The sequence below is a fragment of the Lachnoclostridium sp. MSJ-17 genome (genome assembly GCF_018918205.1).
GTDB lineage: Bacteria > Bacillota > Clostridia > Oscillospirales > Acutalibacteraceae > Ruminococcoides.
On sequence record NZ_JAHLQB010000068.1, the window covers coordinates 1 to 23,060 of the forward strand.

The window sequence follows — 23,060 nt, forward strand, 5'->3', positions numbered from 1 at the left end:
TGGTTGAAAACATTCTCGCCAACCTCAGTAAGTATGACCCCGCTTCCGTGGAGCGTCTCAGATACCAATGCCAGGAAGAAGTGAAAGAGATTCACGGTATGCTTCACTTTGAAGACGCCATTGACTGGCAGGAAGGTTGGGAGAATTGAAATATTATTCCGTATATTATCATGCCAACAAGGCAATAATATGAACAGGAGGTGAGCCGTTTGCAAATTGATATTCACCCTGAGAAAAAGCTGGTCTGCATCTGGCTTACCAAGGCGGAATCAGCGGACGCGTCGGCTCAGGAACAGCTCAGACCGCTCTATGACAGGTTCCGAAAACAGAAATTCCTTGTCGCCGTCTTTCGCTCGGGAGGTCAGGATCTGACGGAATTGACGAGCGAGCTGCTCCGCTACAACCGAAAGCTCTTTGCGGAACGCGAGGTCAGAGCTGGTAAAGAATCTGCATGACAAAAGACGCTGTCGCGGTGGCAGCGTCTTTTTCCTCTTGCTATTTTCCGAAAGCCGTGATACAATATTATCTAAAATATCACGCAAAGCAGGTGATGTAAATTGATAGAAAAATTTGACATTGCGGGCTACTGCCGTATCTCCGTTGACGAGGAGCAGAACCGCGACAACACCTCCATCGAGAACCAAAAGGCAATCATTGAGGATTATGTCCGGCAGAAATTCCCCGGCAGCAGTCTGACCTTCTACGAAGACCGCGACCGCTCAGGCTATACATTTGAACAGCGCGAGGGCTACCAGAAGATGCGCAAACAGCTTCTCTCCCATAAGCTTGACATTCTGATCGTCAAGGACTTCTCCCGATTCTCGCGCCGCAACAGCCGCGGCTTGGTGGAGCTGGAGGACTTGCGCGACTACGGCGTTCGCATCATCTCCATCGGCGACGGCATCGACTTTCCGAACGACGACGACTGGCTGAAGATACAGTTCCAGTTCCTCATCAACGAAATGCCCGTCACCGATACCTCGAAAAAGGTGCGCTCGGTCGTCAAGCGCCGTCAGCATGACGGCAAGTGGATCTGCGCCGCACCTTACGGCTACATCATCAATGCGCGGCAGGAATTTGAAATCGTCCCCACCGAAGCGGAGATCGTCCGCAAAATCTTCCGCCTCTATCAAAGCGGCATGGGCTATATGAAAATCGCTAATACCCTGACCGACGATGGGATTCCCACGCCGCGCATGTCTGAGCGTCAGCGCAAAGAAGCCGAGGGCAAGGAATACAAACGCAAGGTGAACTCCGCATGGTCGATCGTGACAGTACAGGGAATTCTGGAAAACGACTTCTACATCGGCACCATGCGCTCGAGCAAATACACGCGCAAGAAAATCAACGGCAAGGACGTCAAGCTCGACGAGAGCGAACATATCGTGATCGAAAACCACCATCAGGCGATCATCGGCTACCGCGAATTCGCCACGGTCAAAGCACTGATGGAGAGCCGCTCCAAGGGCAACTACCGCGGTCAGAAAAAATACGACAACGTCTACTCGGGCTTCCTCGAATGCGGCGACTGCGGCAGTCCGATGTTCGCCATGAGCCGTGCTGACTTGAAGGACGCCTACCGCTGCGGCACCTACCACCGGCGCGGCTTGAAGGGCTGCACAAGCCACCACATCCGCGTTGACAAGCTCGACGAAATCCTGAAAACCTATCTCCAAATGGTGAAAGACAACTCTGCGGAAATGCTGACGCAGCTAAACGCCGACCTCGCCAAGGAAGCGGAGGACATGAAGGAGCAGGACAGAAGCGAGGAAAACCTTGAGGAAATCCTGCTTGACCTGCAGGAGGAGCTGAAAGCGACCAAGCGTCAGCGCATCCGCGACATCATGAAGCACCCCGACCAGGAGGAAATGCTCGAGGAAACCTACGACGAATTGGAGGACGATCTCACGCGGCGAATCACGGGAATACAAAATCAGATCGACCTCACTGTTGACCGAAGAAATACCATCATCAGGGTAAACCGCACGGCAAAGCTCGCGCTCGAGGTATTCGACGACATACTCAACAAGGACAAGCTCGACCGCAGCGACCTGCAATTGATCATCGAGCGGATCCGCGTGTACGAGGATCACGTTGACGTTCAGCTCAAAGCGGACATTGACAGCCTGCTGCGCTGCGGAACGCTTGCCGAGGATATGGAGGAAGCTGCAAATTTTGATTCAGGCATCATGGATAACTTATCTGTCACACTCGTCTCGAAGGCAAAATGCCAAAAAGACAAGGTCTATGATGTCAATATTATCAGTGACGGTGACCCGCTGGAGATTTACACTGCTACCGACGGAGAGGTTATTTTCAAGAAATACTCGCCTGTCGGGGAGCTGAGCGAATTTGCGGGGCAGTATGCGGACGTAATCGCGCGGATAAGCTCTTTGCCGACTCTCATCTGCGATACCGACCACGTTATAGCGGCGGCGGGCGTTTCGAAGCGCGAATTTTTGGAGCGGCGGGTCAGCTCGATTCTCGAGAGCTACATGGACAACCGCAAAAGCTACGCCGCTACAAGCCAGACTCTCGGCAACGTTCAGCCGATTGAGGGCGTCGAGCACGACGCGGCGGTCATCTACCCCATTATCGCCTCAGGCGACGTTATGGGCGCCGTAGTTATGCTCACCGGAGAAGAAATGAAAATCCCGACGGGAGTTGAGATCAAGCTCGCTCAGTCTGCGGCGGCTTTTCTCGGCAAACAGATGGAAAACTAGCAAAAAAGCGGTACAGCCTGTGCTGTACCGCCTTACTTTTGCGATTGATTATTTATTGAAGATCGACATGATGTCGTAGAAGGTGTCGTCCTCATCGTCGGTGGTGTCCTTGGTCGCTCTGGACGTTGTCTTTGTCTCAACGGGAGTGTCAACGATAACGTTGTCAACGGGCGCCGGAGCAGGCTGCTCGCCGGGAGCGCCGAATCCTGTAGCGATAACGGTAACGCTCATCTCGTCGTTCATCTTGTCATCGATAACAGCACCCCAAATGATGTTCGCATCCTCGCTGACCTTGTCCTTGATCATGGTAGCGGCAGTGTCGATATCCTCGAGGCTGATATCCGAGGAAGCGGTGATGTTGATGATAACGCCCTTTGCGCCGTCGATAGAGGTCTCGAGCAGCGGAGAGGAAATAGCCTTTGTAGCGGCGATCTTCGCCTTGTCCTTGCCGGAAGCCTTGCCCATGCCCATGTGAGCGTTGCCGGCGTCCTTCATTACGGAGGTAACGTCCGCGAAGTCAAGGTTGATCAGACCGGGAAGAAGGATCAGGTCGGAAATACTCTGAACACCCTGTCTGAGAACGTCGTCTGACATTTCAAACGCGTTGAGAAGTGTGATGGTTGTGTCGGAAACCTTCTTGAGTCCCTCGTTAGGAACGATGATCAGCGAGTCTACGCAGGGAGTGAGCTCTGCGATGCCCTGCTCAGCCTGAGTCATTCTCTTTTTGCCCTCAAAAGCGAAGGGCTTTGTAACTACGCCGACGGTGAGGATGCCGAGATCCTTGGCGATTTTTGCGATAACGGGAGCTGCGCCTGTACCGGTGCCGCCGCCCATACCTGCGGTTACGAATACCATGTCGGTGTCCTTGAGGAGCGCTGCGATCTCGTCCTTGCTCTCCTCAGCGGCGCTCTGACCGATTGCGGGGTTTGCGCCGGCGCCCTTGCCTCTTGTCAGCTTCTCGCCGATGTGTATCTTCTGCGTAGCCTTTGAAAGACGGAGCACAGGCTCGTCGGTGTTGACCGCGATGAACTCAACGTTCTTGATACCTGTGGTGACCATTCTGTTGACAGCGTTGCCGCCGCCTCCGCCTACGCCTATTACTTTAATTTTCGGGGTGTACTCATTTTCCAGTTCCAGCTCAAAAGCCATTTTGTTGTCCTCCTTAACGCAATCTTATCTATCACAGAAAAGTGCCTAATTTCGTATTATACATACTTATGTTACTATATTATCACACTATCGTGAAAATATCAATGGGTTTTAGGGTATTTTTTAAGTAATAAATTTTTGTTTTTCGGGTCTAGTACTCGGGAACCTCGCCGTCATAGCCGTTATCCTGAGAACCGCCGCCATCGTAGCCGCCGTTATCGTAGCCGCCGTTATCGTAGCCGCCGTCGCCATTGTTGTCGTTCCAGTCGTTGTTGTCGTCGCTCCACTCGTCGGAATTATCCTCCCAGTTGTAGACGCCGTACAAGCCGTACAGATCGTCGGAATAATCGCCCCAGTCCGTGCCTTCGCCCGAACCGTCGGCAGGTCCTGTAGTTGACGGAACCGAACCCGAGGTCGCCATCGTAGCCTGCGGAACCGTTGCCGCGGGAACGTAGTGCGACATTTTATTCTTGGCGCAGGTCGAAACGTCGAGATTTCCGTAAACCTGACCCGTGTTGTTGGGATCGAGCTTTTTCTCGATGATCGCCTGAGCGGTGCGCAGCTTGTAGTCCAGATCCTCTGCGACGCCGAGGTTGATATTTATCCTGCCGTCGTAATTGACGGTGATAGCAGTCGTGTCGGTCACGTCGAATCCGACGATGTTCGTGAAGTTGTTATCCGACAGGCTGGTTGCGACCGTGTTGAGCAGCTCGGGTACCGACGGGTCGTCAAACTTGATGTACTCGCCGACCTCCTTGCCGGTAACCTCGCCGCAGATCAGCTCGGGAAGTCCCTCGGGCTTTGTGTCGACGCGCTCAAGCACCCTGCCCTTCGCGCTTATGAGCAGGTAGTTGTTGCCCTCGGTCATGTAGTACGCGGGAACCGCGTCTGTGATCGTTATCGTGATAGTGTCGGGTATATTGAAATCGACGCGGGCGTCCTCAACATAGGCAAAGTTGTCGATGATATCCTGCGGCGTGCTGTTCATCTTCGCGATGAAAATGTTCTGCTGCAGGGAAACGTTGCTGTAGCCGATGATCTGGTCGTCATAATAGTATGAGCAGCCCTCGACGATGATATTCTCCGTCTTGAAAAGTACCGTGAAGCTGAGAATAACGCCTATCGCGATTACCGTGAGCAGAATCGCCGCTGTGATAAGGATACGGCGGATGCGTATCTGCTTTGTGGTCATCGGCTTTTTGTTGCGGCGGATAGTCTCGGTCTCCTGCTTGCGGATAACCTTTGCGCGTCTTTCGCGGCGCTGCTTCTCGCTGTACTCGTCTATGTAATAGCCGTCCTCAAAATCCTGCGGCTTGAGGTTGCGGATCTTCTCCTCGCTCTCGCGGCGGAATTTCTCCTCACGGCTGATTTTTTGAAATTTTGCGGTCTTGCCCGAATTAACAACTTCCTCGATTTTGCTCGCGGAAGGCTTTGCGGGCTTCTCGTCGGTTTGTTTTTTTGATTTTGAAGAGGATTTTTTCGCCCGTTTTTCCTGCTCCTTATGGAACTTCTGCGCCTGCTTCGCGTTTTCCTTACGCTGCCGCGCCAGCTCCTTTTTTTCTTTTGAGCTGAGTGCCATGGGCATACCTCCTTTTTCTCAGAATTCCTAATCAAGGCAAGCGGTGCGCAAATACCGCTTATTGCCCTAAACTTTTTTTATGTCCGCCCCGAGGGATGAGAGAACCAGATCAAGATTCTCGTAACCGCGCTCGAGGTAACGCAGTCCGCCGATCGACGTGCTGCCCTCAGCGCATAGTGCCGCCGTGACAAGCGCCGCGGCTCCTCTTAAATCCGTTGCCTCGACCGCCGCGCCGTAGAGTCTTTGTACGCCCTCTACGACGGCGACCCTGCCCTCTGTCCTGACGGACGCGCCCATTCTCATAAGCTCGGGTATGTGCCGGTAGCGGTTCTCAAATATGTTTTCGATAAAAACCGTAGTTCCGTCCGCAGCGCATGCCGCCGCCATCAGCGGAGCCTGAGCGTCTGTCGGAAAGCCCGGGTACGGCATTGTGCGGACGATACGCATTGAGCGCAGCCGCTTGGGAGCCTTGAAAACCATGCCTCGGTCGCTGAGCTTTACGCTGCAGCCGCCCTCCTCAAAAACCGGAATGACAGCCCCGAGGTGGCTCGCGACAGCTCCCTTGAGAATGATCTCAGAGCCTGTTACCGCCGCGCAGGACATCAGAGTCGCCGCGACGATACGGTCGGGAATTATTGTATGAGCTGCGCTGTGCAGCGAGGATACGCCCTCGATGACGATAACGCCCTCGCCCGCGCCGTAGATGCCGGCGCCGCATTTATTTAAGTAATCGGCAAGGTCGCGGATCTCCGGCTCCCTCGCCGCGTTTGATATCGTAGTCGTGCCGTCCGCCAAAGCGGCGGCGATCATAGCGTCCTCAGTCGCTCCCACGCTCGGGAACGATAGGGCAATTTTAGCTCCGCGCAGTCCGTAAGGCGCTCTGCATTCGAGCACGCCGTGCTTTTCCTCGATCTCGGCGCCAAGCTCACGCAGCGCCTTGAGGTGCATATCGATCGGCCGCGGACCTATCTCGCAGCCGCCGGGAAAGCTCAGTCTTGCTCTTCCCGTCCGCGCGAGCACCGCTCCCAGAAACACGATCGAGCTGCGCGTTTTTCGCATAAGCGAATCGGGGATCCCGTACTCGTTCACCCCGTCGCAGCTGATAAGCAGCGCGTTTCCGCTTCGCCGGACACTGCCGCCGAGATAGCGCAGAATCTCGCATGACGCCTCGACGTCCGAGAGCTGCGGACAGTTGAAAATGACGTTTTCGCCCTTTGTGAGAAGGGTAGCCGCTATTACCGGGAGCGCGCTGTTTTTCGCGCCCTGAACCTCCGTCTCACCCTCGAGCCGCTGCCGTCCCGCAATCAATAACCTTGACATACTGACACCCTCTTTTCAAGAATACAGTATATCATATGTTAAAACGCGGGGTTCGTGAGTTTTACTTTCTGCTTTCGAGCGTCTTTTTCACGATCGCGTAAATGCGCTCGCCGGCGTTTGTGATAGCCATACGCTTTGCGCACTCGCTGTATTTTCTGAGCTTTTCGCGGTCGGAAAGCATTTCATCGACCTTTTTGGTCAGCAGCTCGCCTGTAAGATCGCTCTCCTCGATCAGCTCCGCGGCTCCGGCGTTTACAAGCGCCATAGCGTTGTGGTACTGATGATTCTCCGCGACGTTCGGCGAAGGGATAAGGATAGCGGGCTTGCCCATTGCCTGCAGCTCGCTGAGCGTGATAGCTCCCGCGCGGCAGATAACCAGATCGGCTGCTGCCATGCACTCTGGCATATTGTCGATATACGGTCTTATGTCGAGATTCGGAGCCTTGCTCAGATCGGCGCCCTTCTCCTCAACGAGCGACGGGAAAAATCCGCCGAACTTTCCGTAAGCGTGAATGTGCTGATATCTTCCGTCGATTCCGCTGCGCGCCACGATGTCGGCAACCGCCTCGTTGACCTTCTGAGCGCCGAGACTGCCGCCGAAGGACAGAATAACCGGGCGCTGGTCAAGACCGAGCTTTTCACGTGAAAGCTCCTTGTCGGCGGTGAGAATTTCGCCGCGGACAGGGTTTCCGGTCACCGCGACGTCAACGTCGGGGAAATATTTCTTCGCCGCCTCGACTGCGAGCATGACCTTCTCAACGCGCTTTCTCAGCAGCTTGTTTGTAACGCCCGGATAGGCGTTCTGCTCGTGGATAAGACAGGGTATTCCCAGCTTTGCCGCCGATCGCACAACGGGACCCGAAACATAGCCGCCCGTGCCGATGCAGATGTCGGGCTTGAACTGTTTTATGATTTTCTTAGCCTGAGCCGACGAGGAAACGGTTCTGCCTAGAGTCCTGATGTTCTCGACCGCCGCCTTTGGCTTGAGGCTGCGCTTGAAGCCGCTTATAGTGATGGACTTTATCTCGAAGCCCGCCTGCGGAACAAGCCGCTGCTCCATTCCGCCCTCGTTGCCGATAAAAAGGAACTCGGTGTCGGGGCGCTTGGATTTGATATAGCCTGCGATAGCGAGAGCGGGATTGATGTGACCCGCCGTACCGCCGCCCGCGAGTAATACTTTCATAGAAACCTCCAAAATTACTGCCGTTCAATATTTGCCGTTCTCGAAATTGAGAGCACGATGCCCATCTGCGCCAGAAGCATGATCAGCGAGGAACCGCCGTAGCTGAAGAACGGAAGGCTGATACCTGTGTTCGGCAGCCAGTCGGTGATAACGAGAATGTTGAGGACGACCTGAATGCCGATCTGCGAGGTCAATCCGATACCGAGCAGCTTTCCGAATTTATCCTTTGAACGCAGAGAGAGCGTGATTCCTCTCCATACGAGCAGAGCAAAAATCAGGAGGATGATCGCCGCGCCGATAAGTCCGAGCTCCTCGACGACTATCGCGAAGATGAAGTCGTTCTGCGGCTCGGGCAGATAGAGGTACTTCTGGCGCGACTGTCCGAGGCCGAGTCCCCACAAGCCGCCCGAGCCTATCGCGTAGAGCGAGTTTCGGGTCTGCCATGTGGTTTGCCACATTTCCTCGGTTGTGTATTCGAGCGCCTGACCCCAGCCGTCCATTCGGCTCATAGCGTAGCTCAGACCGCCCGTCACCGCGAGCACAAGCACCAGACCGCCGAGGATTACTCCGCCGATAAGCAGGTACTTTGTTTTCATTCCGCCGATATAGAGCATCAGTACGGTGAGCATACCGATGATTACGATACCCGAGTAGTGCGGCTCAAGAAACAGCAGCATCGCGATCGAGCCGAATACAATGATGCCCGGCAGCACGCTGAACTTCGCGAGCTGCATCTTGTCGTAGTACTTGCTCGCCCAGTGTGCGAAGAACAGGATAACCGCGAATTTCGCGATCTCTGAGGGCTGGATATTGAACATGCCCAGAGGTATCCAGCGCTTTACGCCGCCGTCGCCCGCGGGAAGCACGAGTACCGCAAGCAGACAGACATATGCTATGCCGAGTACGAGCGGCGCTATCTTGTGGAGCTTGTTGTAGTTGAAAAAGGACATTACGCCCATGGCGATTATGCCGACTACGACGAATATCAGCTGACGGATAAGGAAGTAGTAGCTGTCGTTCTGGGTGTAGTAGGCGAAGGCGTAGCTTGCGGAGAACATCATAATCGTTCCTATTGTCAGCAGAACGAGCAGGATTATGCAGAACGGCAGGTCGATTCCCATGCCGATACCGAACCACTTGGCGTTCTTCATCTTGCGCTGACGAGAGGGTCTGATGAACAGCTTCTCCTTCTTTGCCGCCTGCGACGCCTTGTACTCATCGTCGTAGATGCGGTTAACGTCGCCCTTATACAGTAATTTTCTGTTTGGAGCCATATTTTACCTCCAAAGGAATATTTATTGGTTTATCTTGTGATCATACTCCGAAGAGCACAAGCAGAAACGCGCCCGCTCCGAAAAGAGCAGTGACCGCGCTGAATACGGCGACGATCTTGACCTCGCTCCAGCCGCACATCTCAAAGTGGTGATGGATCGGGCTCATCTTGAACAGACGCTTGCCGTGGGTGAGCTTGAAGTAGCCGACCTGCAGCATTACCGAGAACATCTCGCAGAGGTAAACGATGCCGAGCGGAAGGAGAAGTATGGGCATATTGACCGCGAACGCGAGAGCGCACACTGTGCCGCCGAGGAAGAGCGAGCCTGTGTCGCCCATGAATACCTTAGCGGGGTGGAAGTTCCATACCAAAAATCCGAGGCAGGCTCCGGCGACAGCCGCGCTTACGGCGGTGATGCCGAGCGAGTAGAGCTTGCTTGCAATAAGCATGAAGCTTACGGCGACGAAGAAAGTGATCGAGCCGTCAAGACCGTCGACGCCGTCGGTGAGGTTTACCGCGTTGACTACGCCGACGATAACGATCGCCGCGATGATGTAGTAGAAGAATCCCAGATCGACAGAGCCGACGAAGGGAATGATCGTTGAGGTACCGTAGCCCGCGATTCCGAGCGTCGCGAGATACGCGCCCGCCACCGCGAACTGCAGAACGAGCTTCTGAATGGCGGTGAGTCCGAGGTTGCGCTTCTTGACTACCTTGGTGTAGTCGTCAACAAAGCCGATAAGACCGTTGGCGAGCGCAAGGCCGAGACCTGCGAAGATGAAGGTGACCTCGCGGCTGATATCCGAGAAATAGGTCTCGATGAACGAGGAGCCCGTGAGCATGTAGACCACAGTGCTGATTACCGACACCGCGGCTATGGCGATGATGAACATGATACCGCCCATGATCGGTGTACCCTGCTTGCTCTTGTGCCACTTGGGGCCTTCCTCAAGTATCGTCTGCCCGAAATTGAGCTTGTGCAGGAAGGGAATCAGAAACTTTCCCGTCACAGCCGAAATCAGGAAGGCAGCGATTGCCGCGCAAAACGTCCATATTCCGTAAACTAACATATTTACCGTTCCTTTCATTTTCGCTTATATGACAAATAATCTCAATACTATTTTAGTCGCTGTTGCCGTCGCTGGTGTTCGCTGCGAAGGTCACGCTGACGACCGTTCCTCTCGGAACCTCGGCGCCCTCGGCGATACTCTGCGCTACCGCAACTCCGCCCGAGCTTACAGCGCCCGAATAGCTGACGTTCAGTCCCGCCTGCAGCGCGACGCTGTTCGCCTCGTAAGCCGCGCAGCCGATGAAGCTCGGCACGGTGACCTTTTCGGGCTGGTTGCCCTCGGTGTAGAGCACGACGTTTGAACCCGCCGCGACCTGTGAGGATACCTGAGGAATCTGTGAGAGTACGGTTGAACCCGTGCCAATAATGGTGGCGATGAAGCCGTCGGCTTCAGCCTTCTTGAGCGCCTCGTCAACAGAGAGAGTGGTATAGTCGCCCATGCTGACGTTAAGGTACGCGAGATCCTCGTCGGAGTAATCCGTCTTGACCTCGAGGTACGGAAGCAGCTCCGTCATGATATTGATGAAGATAGGCGCCGCGATCTGGGAGCCGTAGTACGCTCCGCCGTCGGGGGTATCGAGGAAAACAAGCAGCGCGATCTGCGGATCGTCGGTGGGAGCGATTCCGCAGAAGGACGAGATGTAGTCCTTCTCAAACGAGCTCTGCTTCTTTTCAACGCCGATCTTCTCGGAGGTACCGGTCTTGCCGCCGGTCTTGTAGCCTGCTACGTAACCGCCCGAGGCTCCGTTGACCTCAGGATACGCCGCGAGCATATCACACATTTTCTTTGAGGTCTCGTTTGAAATAACCTGACGCTTGACCTTCTTCTCCATCGTCTTTACGACGTTGCCCTTGGAGTCGGTTATCTTTGAAACAACGTAGGGCTGGAGAACATAACCGCCGTTGCAGACAGCGGCGCAGGCTGTTATCATGCTCAGAGGAGTGATATTGAAGTTCTGACCGAAGGACGCAACCGCCAAGTCGACCAGACCCATCTGACCCTCAGGCCAGAAGCTGTCGTCAGCCTCACCGGGAAGATCTATGCCCGACTTCTCCGAGAAGCCGAAGGCGGTGTAGTAGTCGCGGAACTTGTCTATTCCTACGAGCTGTCCTATCTGAATGAACGCGGGGTTGCAGGAATGGCAGAAGGATTCGAGGAAGGTCTGGGTGCCGTGACCCGAGGTTACCGAACAGCCGATGTCGTAGTCCTCGACGCGCATGTAGCCGCCGCAGGTAAAGCGAGAGCTGTCGGTGATTTTGCCCTCCTCAAGAGCCATTGAAGCGGTACACATCTTGAATACCGAACCGGGCATGTATGTATCCGCAACGCACTTGTTTCGCCACATCGCCGCGAGGGATTTGCTCTCCTCGGCGTCCTGCTCGTTCTCGGGAAGCTCCTTTATCTTGAGCATCGTTTCGGCAGGAAGGGTGTACGGGTCGTTGAGGTTGTAGCCGTTGGCTGTGACCATCGCGAGAATCGCGCCCGTGTTTACGTCCATCGCGATGCATACGCCGCGGTTGAGAACGTTGTTGTCGATTATCGCCTGAGCCATGTGCTTTTCGCAGATGCTCTGTATTCCCTCGTCGATCGTGAGGTAGATGTTTTTTCCGTCCTCGCTCTCGACGTTCTGTTCAAACTGGAAGGGCATGTTGGTGCCGCGCGCGTTCTTTGCGGTGACGATACGTCCCGGTGTGCCCGAGAGGTAGTCGTCGTACTTGTACTCAACGCCCTCAAGTCCCTGTTCGTCCGCGCCGGTGAAGCCGATTACGCAGGAAGCGAGGTCGTCCTTGGGATAGTAGCGCTTGTAGTCGTCAAGCAGCTGAATGACCGCTCCGCAGTCGTAGTCCTTGGTGAGCTTTTCCTGAAGCTCCATGACCTGATCGCGCTGCTCAACCTCGACCTTGCGCTTGACTACGGTGTAGTAGTTCTGCTGCTTTGTCTTTTCGAGAACGTTCTCGTAGTCGAGCCCGAGGATTTCCGAAAGACCCTTAGCCGCAGCCTGACGCTGCTCGTCGTTCTCAAAGTTTATCGGCGCGAGCACGACCTGCCACACCGAGGCGCTCTCGGCGAGCGTGGTGCCCTTCGCGTCGTAAATCGAGCCGCGCTTGGCTGTGAGAACCGTATCGCTGAGCTGCTGGTTTACGGCTTTTTCCTGAAGCTCGCTGCCCTGCACCATCGTCAGAAACGAGAGCCGCAGCAGCGTCGCTCCGAAGCCTACGATGAGTATCAGGATGATGAGAACCGCCGTTCTCTGGCGCAGCCGCTGGTTCGGTCCCTTGTCGGCGCGCTTTTTGGGAGGTGTTGATTTTTTCTTGTTATCTTCCAAAATATACTCCTTCCACCGCAATCATGTATTAGTTCACAGCAAAGTATTGAATAAAATCGCTATTTTGCATTTGCCCTCTATAAACAAGGAAAAGAGCCAAGACATTTTAAGCCTTAACTCTCATTCTGATATGTCAGTTCATTATATTTAATTTCAATGAATGTTATGACCAAAGATTTTTAATTGAATCGATAAACTTGGTGAAAATATTTTCACTCTTCTGTACGCTTACCTCCGCTTTGTCGCCGCCTTCGAGGGAGATAAATTCCTTCTGGGCATTCGATGCTTTGGTCATGCCGAGTGAAGCGGCATATTTTTCGATCTCCGCATTTGAGAGATTCGCTTCGAGCTTCATCTGGTTCTGAGTATAGATGCTCTGGGTGTCCTCGAGGGTCTCCTGAGCCGAAATGATCTGCTGGTTGAGCTCTGTGAGCTGCACCTGACCGACGATGATAAAACCGATGATCACGGCGACTACCGCTGCGCTTGCTCCGCCGAGCAAAAGCTTTAAGGGGTTATGCCTGCGGCGTCTGGACTTGAGCTTGTCCTCCTCGGAAAACTCGACCACATTATTTTTTACTTTTTTCTTAGGCTTTCTGACGGGTTCTTCCTCACGGCGCTTGGGAGCGGCGGAGGAGTATGTATTTTCCTCGTCAAAAAGGTTTAAGTCATAAGCAGCATTGTTGTTATATGCCATTGGATTGCACCTTATGCCTTTCTCTATACAAAATTTTCACAAAACACACTTTTTCGCTGACGTTTCAGAAATAAGTCAGCAATTTAATTCTTTGAAGTCAAAAAGTTTCAAAGTTTTAACAATTTGATTTCAGAATTCACACACAATCTGTCCGAAATTACGGTTTCAAGCCGTTTTTACCGGATATCTAGTCATAACAGGCTTGTAAATCACAAGCGGTTGTAGCTGTAATATTATTTACAGTTTTGTTATATTTTACACCAAAACTCGGCGTTTGTCCATAGCTGAGAGGAAAAAACTTAAATTTTTTCGCATATTCTCAACTTTGCACTCCTCGCTCTGGGGTTTTCCGCCAATTCTGTTTCATTTGCACAAACGGGTTTTTTATTGACTAATTTTGCTTTTGGGGTGTTTCCGCAGACGCAGACCGGGAAGTCCTTGGGGCATGTGCAGCCCCTGCACCACTGAGCCATCTGCTGCTTCACTATCCTGTCCTCGAGCGAATGGAAGGTGATAACAGCAAGCCTTCCGCCGCTGTCCAAAAGCTCAAACGCGTTCTCAAGTCCGCGCGTCAGCTCTCCGAGCTCGTCGTTGACCGCGATACGTATCGCCTGAAATGTCTTTCGCGCAGGGTGACCGTCGCGCCTTACCTTCTGCGGCACGTTCGCCTTAACGATTTCGGCAAGCTCAAACGTCGTTTCGAGCGGCTTTTGCTCACGGGCGGCGATTATTCCCTTAGCGATAGAGCCGGCGTATTTCTCCTCGCCGTACTCAAACAAAATCCTGCGCAGCCCCTCATACGGCAGGGTGTTTACAAGCTCAGCCGCCGTCGTACCCTTCTGGCTCATGCGCATATCGAGCGGCGCGTCCTCGTGAAATGAAAATCCTCTTTCAGCTGTGTCAAGCTGATGTGAGGAAACGCCGATATCGAGCAGCACTCCGTCGACCCTGTAGAGCTTTCTCTGCGCGAGCAGCTCGCGCATATCCCCGTAGTTTCCCTTGACGATGATCGAATTCTCGTTCTTTGCGAAACGCTTTGTAAGCGTCTGAATCGCGTCGGGGTCGCGGTCGATCGAGATCAGTGTGCCGCCGCGGAGGCGTTTGAGTATCTCGCTCGAATGACCGCCTCCGCCCGCAGTTCCGTCCACATATATTCCGTTTTCTTTTATTGCGAGTCCTTCGATTGCTTCTTCGAGCAGGACGGGCTTGTGGGAAAAATCCATAACGCCTCCTAGAACACGAAGTTCTCCAGCGCCTCTTCAAGCACCGGCTGCTGTGACAGCATGAACTCGTCATATACCTCTCTGCTCCAGATCTCGATTCTTGTGTCCATTCCCAGCACAAGCGCCTCGCCCTCGATTTTGGCGATCTTGCGCAGAGCTGGAGGAATCACGAACCGTCCCTGAGCATTCGGAGTCACTTCGGACGCGGTCACGGTGAAGTTGTACTGCATAGCCATCGCCTGCTTCGCGGGAAGCTGACGGATGCGCGCGGAGATATTCTCGTACTCCGACTTTGACATCACCTGAACGCATTTTGCGTTGAAGCCGTTCGCGACAATGAAGCTCTCGCCGAGCTCCTCGCGGAATTTTGCGGGCAGCACGATCCTGCCCTTGGAGTCTATATTATGGTTTGACATACCCAAAAACACGCTTGCCCACCTCCGTATCGCGATTTTCAGCATCCGATTGTCACTCAATGACACAAAGTGACACCGATTAACACCATTATAACCTATAAGGCTCCAAAAATCAAGCAGATATTACAAATTAATAAAATTTTCGTTATTATTCCCAAATTCCTCCGTCAGGTTATAAAACACATGCAAAATGATCGGTTTTGACCTCTTTCATGCAAAAAACAAAAGGCCCGACTCTCCGTCAGACCTTTCAAAAGTATTTGGATTATTACTTTTTCTGAGAATTTGCGAGCGTTGAACGCGTCTTTTTGATGTCGGTGAGCTGTGTTGAAAGGCTCTCCTCGGCGCGCTTGAGAATGCCGTCGGCATAAACGTTGGCGGCCTTGCGGATCTCGGCGGACTTAGCCTTGGCGTCGTCCACGATCTCCTTTGCCTTAGCCTGCGCCTCACGAACCAGCTCGTTCTGGTTGAGCATGATCTTCTTGCGCTCCTCTGCGGCGCGGATAATATTCTCCGCCTCGCTGTTTGCCTCGTTGAGAATCTGCTTTCTGTCGGCAACGATGTTCTTAGCCTGTCTTACCTCGGCGGGCATAGCGTCCTGTATCTGAGCGATAATCTCAAACACCTCGTCGCTGTTGACCATGACCTTGCCGCCCGAGAGAGGTACGGCTCTGGCATTGTCAACCAGATTCTGTAAATCTAAAATCAAATCATCAACTTTCATTTTCTTCCACTCCTTATCCTTATATGTTAAGTTGTAATTTTCTTTATAATAAAAAGCAGTTACTTTTTATCCCTTAATCTGCCGACGATCCTGTCGTGTACACATTCCGGCACGAAATTGCTGATATCGCCGCCCATTGAGCCGATTTCCCTTACCATGCTCGAGCTAAGATACATCAGATCGGAATCCGCCGTGATGAAAATTGTCTCGAGGTCGGGATTGAGCTTCTTGTTGGCAATAGCCATCTGGAACTCGTACTCGAAGTCGGAAACCGCTCGCAGACCCTTGACGATCGCGTTGACGCCGCGCTCGCGCGCGTATTCGGCAAGCAGACCGTCGAAGCCAGCGATTTCGACATTGTCCAGATCCTCCGTGACCTGACGGAGCAGATCCATTCGCTCCTCAACGGAGAAGGTCGGGGATTTTGATGAATTTATAAGAACCGCTACGATCACCTTGTCAAACATTTTTGCCGCTCTGCGGATCACCTGAAGATGCCCGAGCGTGACAGGGTCGAAGCTGCCCGGATAGATTACCGTTCTTTTCATTTCACAAAATCCTCATGCCTGTATGTGCTTATTTTTATTTTACCATAGCGATACTGTCTGTCAAGTACAAAATCACCGTATTTTGACAAAATTTCCTCATTTAAAGGATTTTCCGCTATGATAACGCCCGTTTCCTTCATATGAGATACGACTTTTTCGAGCGCGGACTGCAATATTCCCTTGCCGTAGGGCGGGTCAAGGAACACAATGTCGAATTTTTCCGTGTTCATCGAGAGGAAGCTCTGCCAGTCGAGACGGCACACCTTGGCGTTGGGCTCAAGGCTGGTCGACTTGAGGTTCTGACGTATGATATCGACGCTTTTCTTTGCGCTGTCGACAAAGACCGCCTCCTTAGCGCCGCGACTGAGAGCCTCAATGCCCATCTGCCCGGAGCCTGCAAAGAGGTCGAGAAACGCCCTGCCCTCTGTTTCGAACTGTATGATTGAAAAAACCGCTTCCTTCACCCTGTCTGTGGTCGGACGAACGTCCTCGCCCTCAAGGGTCAGCAGCCGTCTGCCGCGCGCGGTACCTGTGATCACTCGCATAAAATCTTCCTTTTAGACTGTTTAATGTATTATATCATACATTTTTCTTTTTTGCAATAAAATTATCGTGAGAGGGCGTGAATCTGATTTTATAATTGATTTGTTGGAGCGGTGAAGGTATGTAAACAAATGTAGGGGCTTGCATTTGTAGGGGCTTGCATTGCAAGCCCGCTGAACCAACGCTGTTTTCTTGTCCATAAGTTGATAAAAAAGCAATGTTTTGAGCAGCAACCCCGGGCGAGCAATGCTCGCCCCTACAAATGATTACAAAACGATTAACAAATCAGATTCAGGTGATCGCCGGAGTTCAACTCTCTTCCGCGTGAAAATACCTGTAGACCGCGAGCGCGCTGTCCTTTGTCATCTTCGGAGCCGCCTCAAGCTCCTCCAGATCGGCCTTGCTGATGTTGTCGACCGTGCGGAAGTATTTGAGCAGCGCCTTTGCCCTCACCTCGCCGATCCCCTCTATTGAAGTGAGAGAGCTGCGGAAGGTGTTCTTGCTGCGGCGCGCGTGGTGGTATCCGATAGCGAAGCGGTGAACCTCGTCCTGCATTTTGCTCAGGAATGTAAAAAGCTGTCTGCGCGAATTTATCGCGATCTCGCCGCCGTCGCCCGTAACGGCGCGCGTGCGGTGCTTGTCGTCCTTGACAAGACCGAACAGCGGCACGTCGATACCGAGCTTGTTCATTACCTCTCTGACCGCGTGTACCTGTCCCGCGCCGCCGTCGAGAAGAATCAGATCGGGCAATCTGCCGAAGCCCTCGGCGTTCTCAGCCCTGCGGTACTCCTCAAAGCGCCGCGTAAGAACCTCAGCCATTGAAGCGTAGTCGTCCTGACCCTCAAAGCCCTTGATTTTGAACTTTTTATAGGCGGATTTGAGCGGTCTGCCGTTCTGATAGACGATCATTCCCGCGACGTTTTCGCTGCCGTTGAGGTTCGAGATATCGTATGACTCGATGTACTCGGGCAGAGCGTCAAGTCCGAGCACCTCTTTGAGCTCCTCAAGCACTCCGTACTCGCGCACGGTTGCGCCCTTTTGCTGGGCGAGCGCCTCGGCGGCGTTTGAGCGGCACATGCTCACAAGCTGAGCCTGCTCTCCCCTCTTGGGCGCAGTCAGGCTAACCTTATTTCCGCGCTTTTCACTCAGCCAGCGCGCGACCTCGTCCATACCGTCCCACTCAGTATCTACGGCGACATTCTTAGGCACGTCGGGACGTAGAGTGTAGTAACGGAGAATAAACTCCTCGGTATCGCCTTCGCCGCTGTCGACGATGAAGCTCTCGCGGTCAAACAGCCTGCCGCCCTCGAAGCGGAACACCTGGAAGCAGGTCTTTGCTCCGTCGGAAAACGCTGCTATAACGTCCTCGTCGAGCACCTTGTTGGCAACGACCTTCTGCTTGTCGCTCATCTTCTTAACGGCGGCGATTTTGTCCCTTATCCTCGCGGCGCGCTCAAATTCGAGATTCTCCGAAGCCTGTTCCATCTGCTCTGTGAGCTGCTTTACGGAATTCGACGAGCCGCCCTTGAGAAAGTCCAGCGCCTGCTCCATGCTCTCGCGGTAATCGGAGAGCTTTACCCTGCCCGTGCAGGGAGCCATGCACTGCTTGATATGGTAATTAAGACAGGGACGCGCCTTGCCGAAATCCTGAGGGAATCTGCGGTTACAGGTGGGAAGCATGAATATCTTGTTTGCCTCCTCGACCGCGCTCTTGACGTAGTAGCTGCTCTTGTACGGCCCGATGTAGGTCGCGCCGTCGTCCTGCTTTTGCAGCACATAGCTGAGCTTTCCCCAGTCTCCCGCTCCGACGCGGATATAGGAGTAGCCCTTGTCGTCCTTGAGAAGGATATTATATTTCGGGGTATGCTGCTTTATAAGGCTGCACTCGAGGATCAGCGCCTCAAATTCGCTGTCGGTGATGATATACTCGAAGCTGTCCACGTTGTCAACCATGCGGCGCACCTTTTCGGCGTGGTTGTTCTGTGAGCCGAAGTACTGACTTACGCGGTTCTTGAGCGCCTTAGCCTTGCCTATATAGATTATCTCGCCGTCCTTTGCGTGCATTATATACACGCCCGGCAGCAAAGGCAGAGCCATTGCCTTTTTTCGCAGCTCGGAAAGTTTGGGATTCATGTGATTTCCTTCCGGTTTAAAAATAAAACGGGCGAAGTTACTTCGCCCTAAAAATAATGCTTGTTTATGATTCTGATTACTCAGCGAAGCCGCTCTCAACCAGAGCCGCAAGTCCCTCAACAGCGTCAGTCTCGTCGGAGCCGTCAGCAATGATCTTGATCGTAGTGCCGCCGATGATGCCCAGTGAAAGCACACCGAGAAGGCTCTTCGCGTTAACGCGGCGTTCTTCCTTCTCTACCCAAATGGTAGCCTTGTACTCGTTCGCCTTCTGAATGAAGAATGTCGCGGGACGAGCGTGAAGTCCGGCCTTGTTCTGAACTAAAACTTCCTTAACATACATTTTTATTACCCTCTTCTCTAAATACATAAATTTAGTTTCGTAGTTTACCCTCGGAAGGGACTTATAACGCTACTATTATAATATTTTTTTCGTGGAAGGTCAATAAGAATATTCAATTTCGTGCTTATAATCACCACTGAGAATGAATTTATTCGGTTTATTGTGCATTTTTACAAAAAATATACAGTTATGTTATTTTAAAAATCAAAAGGTTAGAATAACGGCGCGGAAATTTGTTGATTACTCCGTGGTTTTCAACAGGTCCGGGCGTTTTTGCGCAGTGACCTCAAGGCTCTTTTCCCTGCGCCATTTCTCTATATTCGCGTGGTGGCCGCTGAGAAGCACCTCCGGCACCTCCATGCCCCTCCACTCGGCGGGCTTTGTGTACTGCGGGTACTCGAGCAGCCCGTTGAAATGGCTCTCCTCCGTGAAGCACTCGTTGTTCGTAAGCACACCGGGAACCATTCTGCACAGCGCGTCCGCAAATACCATCGCGGGAATCTCGCCGCCGGTGAGCACGTAGTCGCCTATAGATATCTCCTCGTCGATGAACATATCGAGCAAGCGCTGGTCTACGCCTTCGTAGTGACCGCAGAGTATCGCGATATTCTCCTCCGCACTCAGCTCGCGCAGGCGCTGCTGACAGAGAGTTTTGCCCTGCGGAGACATATAAATAAACCTCGGGCGGCTGCCTGTTTCCTCGCAGATGTGCTCAAAGCACAGCGCGATTGGCTCAGCCTTCATCAGCATGCCCATTCCGCCTCCGTAGGGGCTGTCGTCGACGCGGCGGTGCTTGTCAAAGGCAAAATCGCGGAGCTGATGGGTGTGTATCTCGACGGCTCCGCTTTTCTGCGCGCGTCCGATTATGCTGTCGCCGAGCACCGGCTCGAACATCTCGGGAAAGAGAGTGATGATGTCAATCCTCATCGTCAAAAATTCCTTTCATCGGACGGAGCAGGACATATCCGCCGTCGGTGTTGATCTCGATAACGACCTCGTCGATCACCGGCGCGAGGTATTTCTTTCCGCCGCCGTCCGTAATTTCGTAAACGTCGTTCGCGCCTGTGCGCAGCACGTCGGTCAGAGTGCCGTAGACCTTGCCGCTGTCAGCGTCGCGGATCTCAAGCCCCAGCAAGTCCTGTACAAAATGCACGCCCTCGCCGAGGTTGATGTCGTCGCGGTTGATGTACACAGTCTTTCCGCGCAGACGCTCGGCTTCCTCGATCGTGTCGACGCCCTTGATTTTCGCGAGGGTGATGTTCTTGTGCGGACGGCTCTTGACCTCTATGACTGCCGCGCCGTCCGGGTCGAGGTAGAGCTTCTTGAAGGCGCAGAGAAATTCGGGTGAGTCGCACCACGGCTCAATTCTCAGCTCGCCCTTTATTCCGTGTGTTCCGACGATTCTGCCGGTTTCCAAAAATTGCTTTTTCATATCTAAACTCCGATTTATTTAAGTTCGACGATAGTCACGCCGTCCTCGCCCTCTCCGAAGGTGCCGAGCCGGTGCGACTTGACGTGCTTGTTTGTGCGCAGGAATTGATTTATCTCGCGGCGCAGCACGCCCGTGCCCTTGCCGTGAATGATCGTCAGCTTGCCCACGCCCGAGAGCATCGCGTTGTCGATCGCCTTGTCGACGATATTCACCGCGTCGAAGCCTGTTTCGCCTCGGACGTCGATCTCTGTCTCGGGGCGCACGTCCATGCGGCTCGGCACTCGACGCGTCGACGAGAAGCGGTCAGCCTTCGGCTTGATTTGAGATTTGAGCAGGCGCAGGTTCTTTATGTCCACGCGCGTTTTTATTATTCCCGCCTGAACCAGCACCTGACCGTCCTTGTTGGGCGGCGCGAGCACCGTGGCGTTCTTGTCTATGTCATATATGAGCACAGTGTCGCCGACCTTGAGCGGGCGCGGAAGCACATACTCCTCGTCGGGCGTGTTTTTGAGCTTTACGGGGTCTGCGTGGGCTTCCATGCGGTTGATGTCCTGCCGCAGCTTCGTGCGCTGTTCGGCGGTCATCTCCTTTTCGCGGCGCGCCTTTTCGATCTCCTCGATCAGAGCGTCCGCCTGCGCCCTTGTCCGCGATACTATCCGCTGAGCTTCCTGCTTCGCACGTTCGATCTCGCGCTCCGCGTCCTCTCTTGCGCGTCTCGCTTCGTTCTCGGCTCTCTGCTTCTCGGTGTTCGCCTTCGCGGTCAGGCGGTTGGCGTTCTCGACCTGCCTTTCAAGGCTCTGCCGCTGCTGCTCAAGCTTTCCGACGACGTCCTCAAACTGACGGCTCTCGGTCGAGACAAGCTCCTTTGCGCGGTCGACTATGGACGCGTCCATTCCGAGCCGCTTTGAAATAGCGAAGGCGTTGCTCTTTCCGGGAACGCCTATGAGCAGGCGGTACGTCGGCTGCAATGTAGCGACGTCGAATTCGCAGCAGCCGTTTTCAACTCCCTCTGTGCGGAGAGCAAATTCCTTGAGCTCAGCGTAGTGCGTGGTCGACGCGATTTTAGCGTGCTTTTCGCGCAGTCTTTCGAGAATCGCCGTAGCGAGAGCCGCGCCCTCGACGGGGTCCGTACCCGCGCCCAGCTCGTCGATAAGACAGAGAGAACCTGCGTTGGCGAGCTTAAGTATCTGTATGATATTCGTCATGTGCGCCGAAAATGTGGACAGACTCTGCTCAATGCTCTGCTCGTCGCCGATATCGACAAGAACCCTGCGGAACACGCTGAGCTCGCTGTTGTCCGCGCAGGGAACGAGCAGTCCGCACATAGCCATAAGAGTAAAAAGTCCGAGGGTCTTGAGAGTGACGGTCTTGCCGCCGGTGTTCGGACCCGTGATGACGAGGGTATCAAAGCTCTTGCCGAGGGTGATGTCCACCGGCACTACCCTGTCCTTCGGGATAAGCGGGTGACGCGCCTGACGGATATTGACCTCGCCGCGGTCGTTCATAACAGGACGGCTCGCTCTCATGGAGTACGCAAGATCAGCCTTCGCGAAGATGAAATTAAGCTGTGCGAGGTTCTTATAGCTGCGGATAATGCTGTCCGCGAACTCGCCCGCGTTTGCGCTGAGGTCAAAGAGAATGCGCTCGATCTCTTCTTCCTCCTTGCCGCGGAGAACCTTTATGTCGTTATTCGCCTGCACGACGCCCATCGGCTCGATAAAAACCGTCTGACCCGAGGCGGAGGTGTCGTGAACAAGACCGGGCACGTTGTTGCGGCACTCTGACTTTACGGGTACGACGTACCTTCCGTCGCGCTGGGTCACTATAGCGTCCTGCAAATATTTGATGTATTTTGAGCTGTGTATGATTTTGTCGAGGGTCTCGCGCGCCTTTGAGGAAGCGGTGCGGATTTTGCGGCGGATATCCGAGAGCGCGGGACTCGCCTTGTCGGAGATCTCGTCCTCGCTGATGATCGCGGTGGTTATCCTCTCCTCGAGGTATTTGTTCGAAACAAGTCCGCTGAAATAGCCGTCGAGAGCGGTCTCGACCGAAGCGCAGCGGCTGTGCCACTCCCTGACGGTCCGGATAACGTGCATCGTGCGCGCGATCGAGAGCAGCTCGCCTGTACTCAGACAGCCGCCGGCTTCCGCCCTTCTCAGACTTGAGGCGCAGTTTGCCGCTCCTCCGAACGACGGCGCTCCGAATCTGCCGCTGAGGGCAACAGCGTCGTCGGTCTGCTTCAGCAGCAGCTCGACCCGTTTGAGGTCAAACTGCGGCTCGAGGTTGAGAGCCTCTTGTTTTGCGTCCTCGATAGTCGTCATCGCTGCCAATCTTTCGAGTATTTTATCAAGTTCAAGCGTTTTGTAATTACGGTTCATAGT

At 53.7% G+C, this 23,060-nt stretch carries 20 protein-coding genes; 2 read left to right on the top strand and 18 right to left on the bottom strand.

Annotated elements, in window-relative coordinates; genetic code table 11:
* Nucleotides 1-209: 209 nt before the first annotated feature.
* On the top strand, nt 210-455 hold the full coding sequence (locus tag KQI64_RS05580; RefSeq protein ID WP_216523734.1) for a hypothetical protein: 246 nt from the start codon (nt 210-212) through the stop codon (nt 453-455).
* A 102-nt stretch (nt 456-557) separates the two neighbouring features.
* Nucleotides 558-2,723 (top strand): stage V sporulation T C-terminal domain-containing protein, encoded by a 2,166-nt coding sequence (locus KQI64_RS05585; RefSeq protein ID WP_216523735.1) that lies wholly within the window; start codon nt 558-560, stop codon nt 2,721-2,723.
* 48 nt (nt 2,724-2,771) lie between these two features.
* On the opposite strand, the gene ftsZ is transcribed toward KQI64_RS05585, so the two are convergent.
* The 18 genes from ftsZ to KQI64_RS05675 all read right to left on the bottom strand — a co-directional run bounded on the left by ftsZ (nt 2,772) and on the right by KQI64_RS05675 (nt 23,057).
* Nucleotides 2,772-3,872, bottom strand: a complete 1,101-nt coding sequence (gene ftsZ / locus KQI64_RS05590) for a cell division protein FtsZ (protein ID WP_216523736.1) — start codon at nt 3,870-3,872, stop codon at nt 2,772-2,774.
* A gap of 151 nt (nt 3,873-4,023) precedes the next feature.
* On the bottom strand, nt 4,024-5,451 hold the full coding sequence (locus KQI64_RS05595; protein WP_216523737.1) for a cell division protein FtsQ/DivIB: 1,428 nt from the start codon (nt 5,449-5,451) through the stop codon (nt 4,024-4,026).
* A gap of 66 nt (nt 5,452-5,517) precedes the next feature.
* Nucleotides 5,518-6,771 (bottom strand): UDP-N-acetylglucosamine 1-carboxyvinyltransferase, encoded by a 1,254-nt coding sequence (gene murA / locus KQI64_RS05600; protein ID WP_216523738.1) that lies wholly within the window; start codon nt 6,769-6,771, stop codon nt 5,518-5,520.
* Nucleotides 6,772-6,832: 61 nt separating this feature from the next.
* Nucleotides 6,833-7,954, bottom strand: coding sequence for an undecaprenyldiphospho-muramoylpentapeptide beta-N-acetylglucosaminyltransferase (murG, locus tag KQI64_RS05605; protein ID WP_216523739.1), 1,122 nt, complete (start codon nt 7,952-7,954; stop codon nt 6,833-6,835).
* 14 nt (nt 7,955-7,968) lie between these two features.
* Complete coding sequence (locus KQI64_RS05610; protein ID WP_216523740.1) at nt 7,969-9,228, bottom strand: FtsW/RodA/SpoVE family cell cycle protein; 1,260 nt, start codon at nt 9,226-9,228, stop codon at nt 7,969-7,971.
* 40 nt (nt 9,229-9,268) lie between these two features.
* Nucleotides 9,269-10,297, bottom strand: a complete 1,029-nt coding sequence (mraY, locus tag KQI64_RS05615) for a phospho-N-acetylmuramoyl-pentapeptide-transferase (RefSeq protein ID WP_216523741.1) — start codon at nt 10,295-10,297, stop codon at nt 9,269-9,271.
* Nucleotides 10,298-10,349: 52 nt separating this feature from the next.
* Nucleotides 10,350-12,623 carry a penicillin-binding transpeptidase domain-containing protein gene (locus KQI64_RS05620; protein WP_216523742.1) on the bottom strand — a complete coding sequence of 758 codons (2,274 nt, stop codon included), beginning with the start codon at nt 12,621-12,623 and terminating at the stop codon, nt 10,350-10,352.
* A gap of 163 nt (nt 12,624-12,786) precedes the next feature.
* A complete protein-coding gene (locus KQI64_RS05625) occupies nt 12,787-13,320 on the bottom strand; it encodes a hypothetical protein (protein ID WP_216523743.1) in 534 nt (177 codons plus the stop codon).
* A gap of 299 nt (nt 13,321-13,619) precedes the next feature.
* Nucleotides 13,620-14,543, bottom strand: a complete 924-nt coding sequence (gene rsmH / locus KQI64_RS05630; protein WP_216523744.1) for a 16S rRNA (cytosine(1402)-N(4))-methyltransferase RsmH — start codon at nt 14,541-14,543, stop codon at nt 13,620-13,622.
* A gap of 8 nt (nt 14,544-14,551) precedes the next feature.
* Nucleotides 14,552-14,959, bottom strand: coding sequence for a division/cell wall cluster transcriptional repressor MraZ (locus tag KQI64_RS05635; RefSeq protein WP_216523745.1), 408 nt, complete (start codon nt 14,957-14,959; stop codon nt 14,552-14,554).
* A 268-nt stretch (nt 14,960-15,227) separates the two neighbouring features.
* On the bottom strand, nt 15,228-15,683 hold the full coding sequence (locus KQI64_RS05640) for an ATPase (RefSeq protein WP_216523746.1): 456 nt from the start codon (nt 15,681-15,683) through the stop codon (nt 15,228-15,230).
* Nucleotides 15,684-15,742: 59 nt separating this feature from the next.
* Nucleotides 15,743-16,231: a pantetheine-phosphate adenylyltransferase gene (gene coaD / locus KQI64_RS05645; RefSeq protein ID WP_216523747.1), complete on the bottom strand. Its 489-nt coding sequence runs from the start codon at nt 16,229-16,231 to the stop codon at nt 15,743-15,745.
* Complete coding sequence (rsmD, locus tag KQI64_RS05650) at nt 16,228-16,776, bottom strand: 16S rRNA (guanine(966)-N(2))-methyltransferase RsmD (RefSeq protein ID WP_216523748.1); 549 nt, start codon at nt 16,774-16,776, stop codon at nt 16,228-16,230. The genes coaD and rsmD overlap by 4 nt, the downstream gene beginning before the upstream one ends.
* A gap of 307 nt (nt 16,777-17,083) precedes the next feature.
* Nucleotides 17,084-18,907: an excinuclease ABC subunit UvrC gene (gene uvrC / locus KQI64_RS05655; protein WP_216523749.1), complete on the bottom strand. Its 1,824-nt coding sequence runs from the start codon at nt 18,905-18,907 to the stop codon at nt 17,084-17,086.
* Nucleotides 18,908-18,983: 76 nt separating this feature from the next.
* Nucleotides 18,984-19,247 (bottom strand): HPr family phosphocarrier protein, encoded by a 264-nt coding sequence (locus KQI64_RS05660; RefSeq protein ID WP_216523750.1) that lies wholly within the window; start codon nt 19,245-19,247, stop codon nt 18,984-18,986.
* A gap of 240 nt (nt 19,248-19,487) precedes the next feature.
* Nucleotides 19,488-20,174, bottom strand: coding sequence for a tRNA (guanosine(37)-N1)-methyltransferase TrmD (gene trmD / locus KQI64_RS05665; protein ID WP_216523751.1), 687 nt, complete (start codon nt 20,172-20,174; stop codon nt 19,488-19,490).
* Complete coding sequence (gene rimM / locus KQI64_RS05670) at nt 20,164-20,679, bottom strand: ribosome maturation factor RimM (protein ID WP_216523752.1); 516 nt, start codon at nt 20,677-20,679, stop codon at nt 20,164-20,166. The genes trmD and rimM overlap by 11 nt, the downstream gene beginning before the upstream one ends.
* 14 nt (nt 20,680-20,693) lie before the next feature.
* On the bottom strand, nt 20,694-23,057 hold the full coding sequence (locus tag KQI64_RS05675) for an endonuclease MutS2 (RefSeq protein WP_216523753.1): 2,364 nt from the start codon (nt 23,055-23,057) through the stop codon (nt 20,694-20,696).
* Nucleotides 23,058-23,060 lie beyond the last annotated feature (3 nt).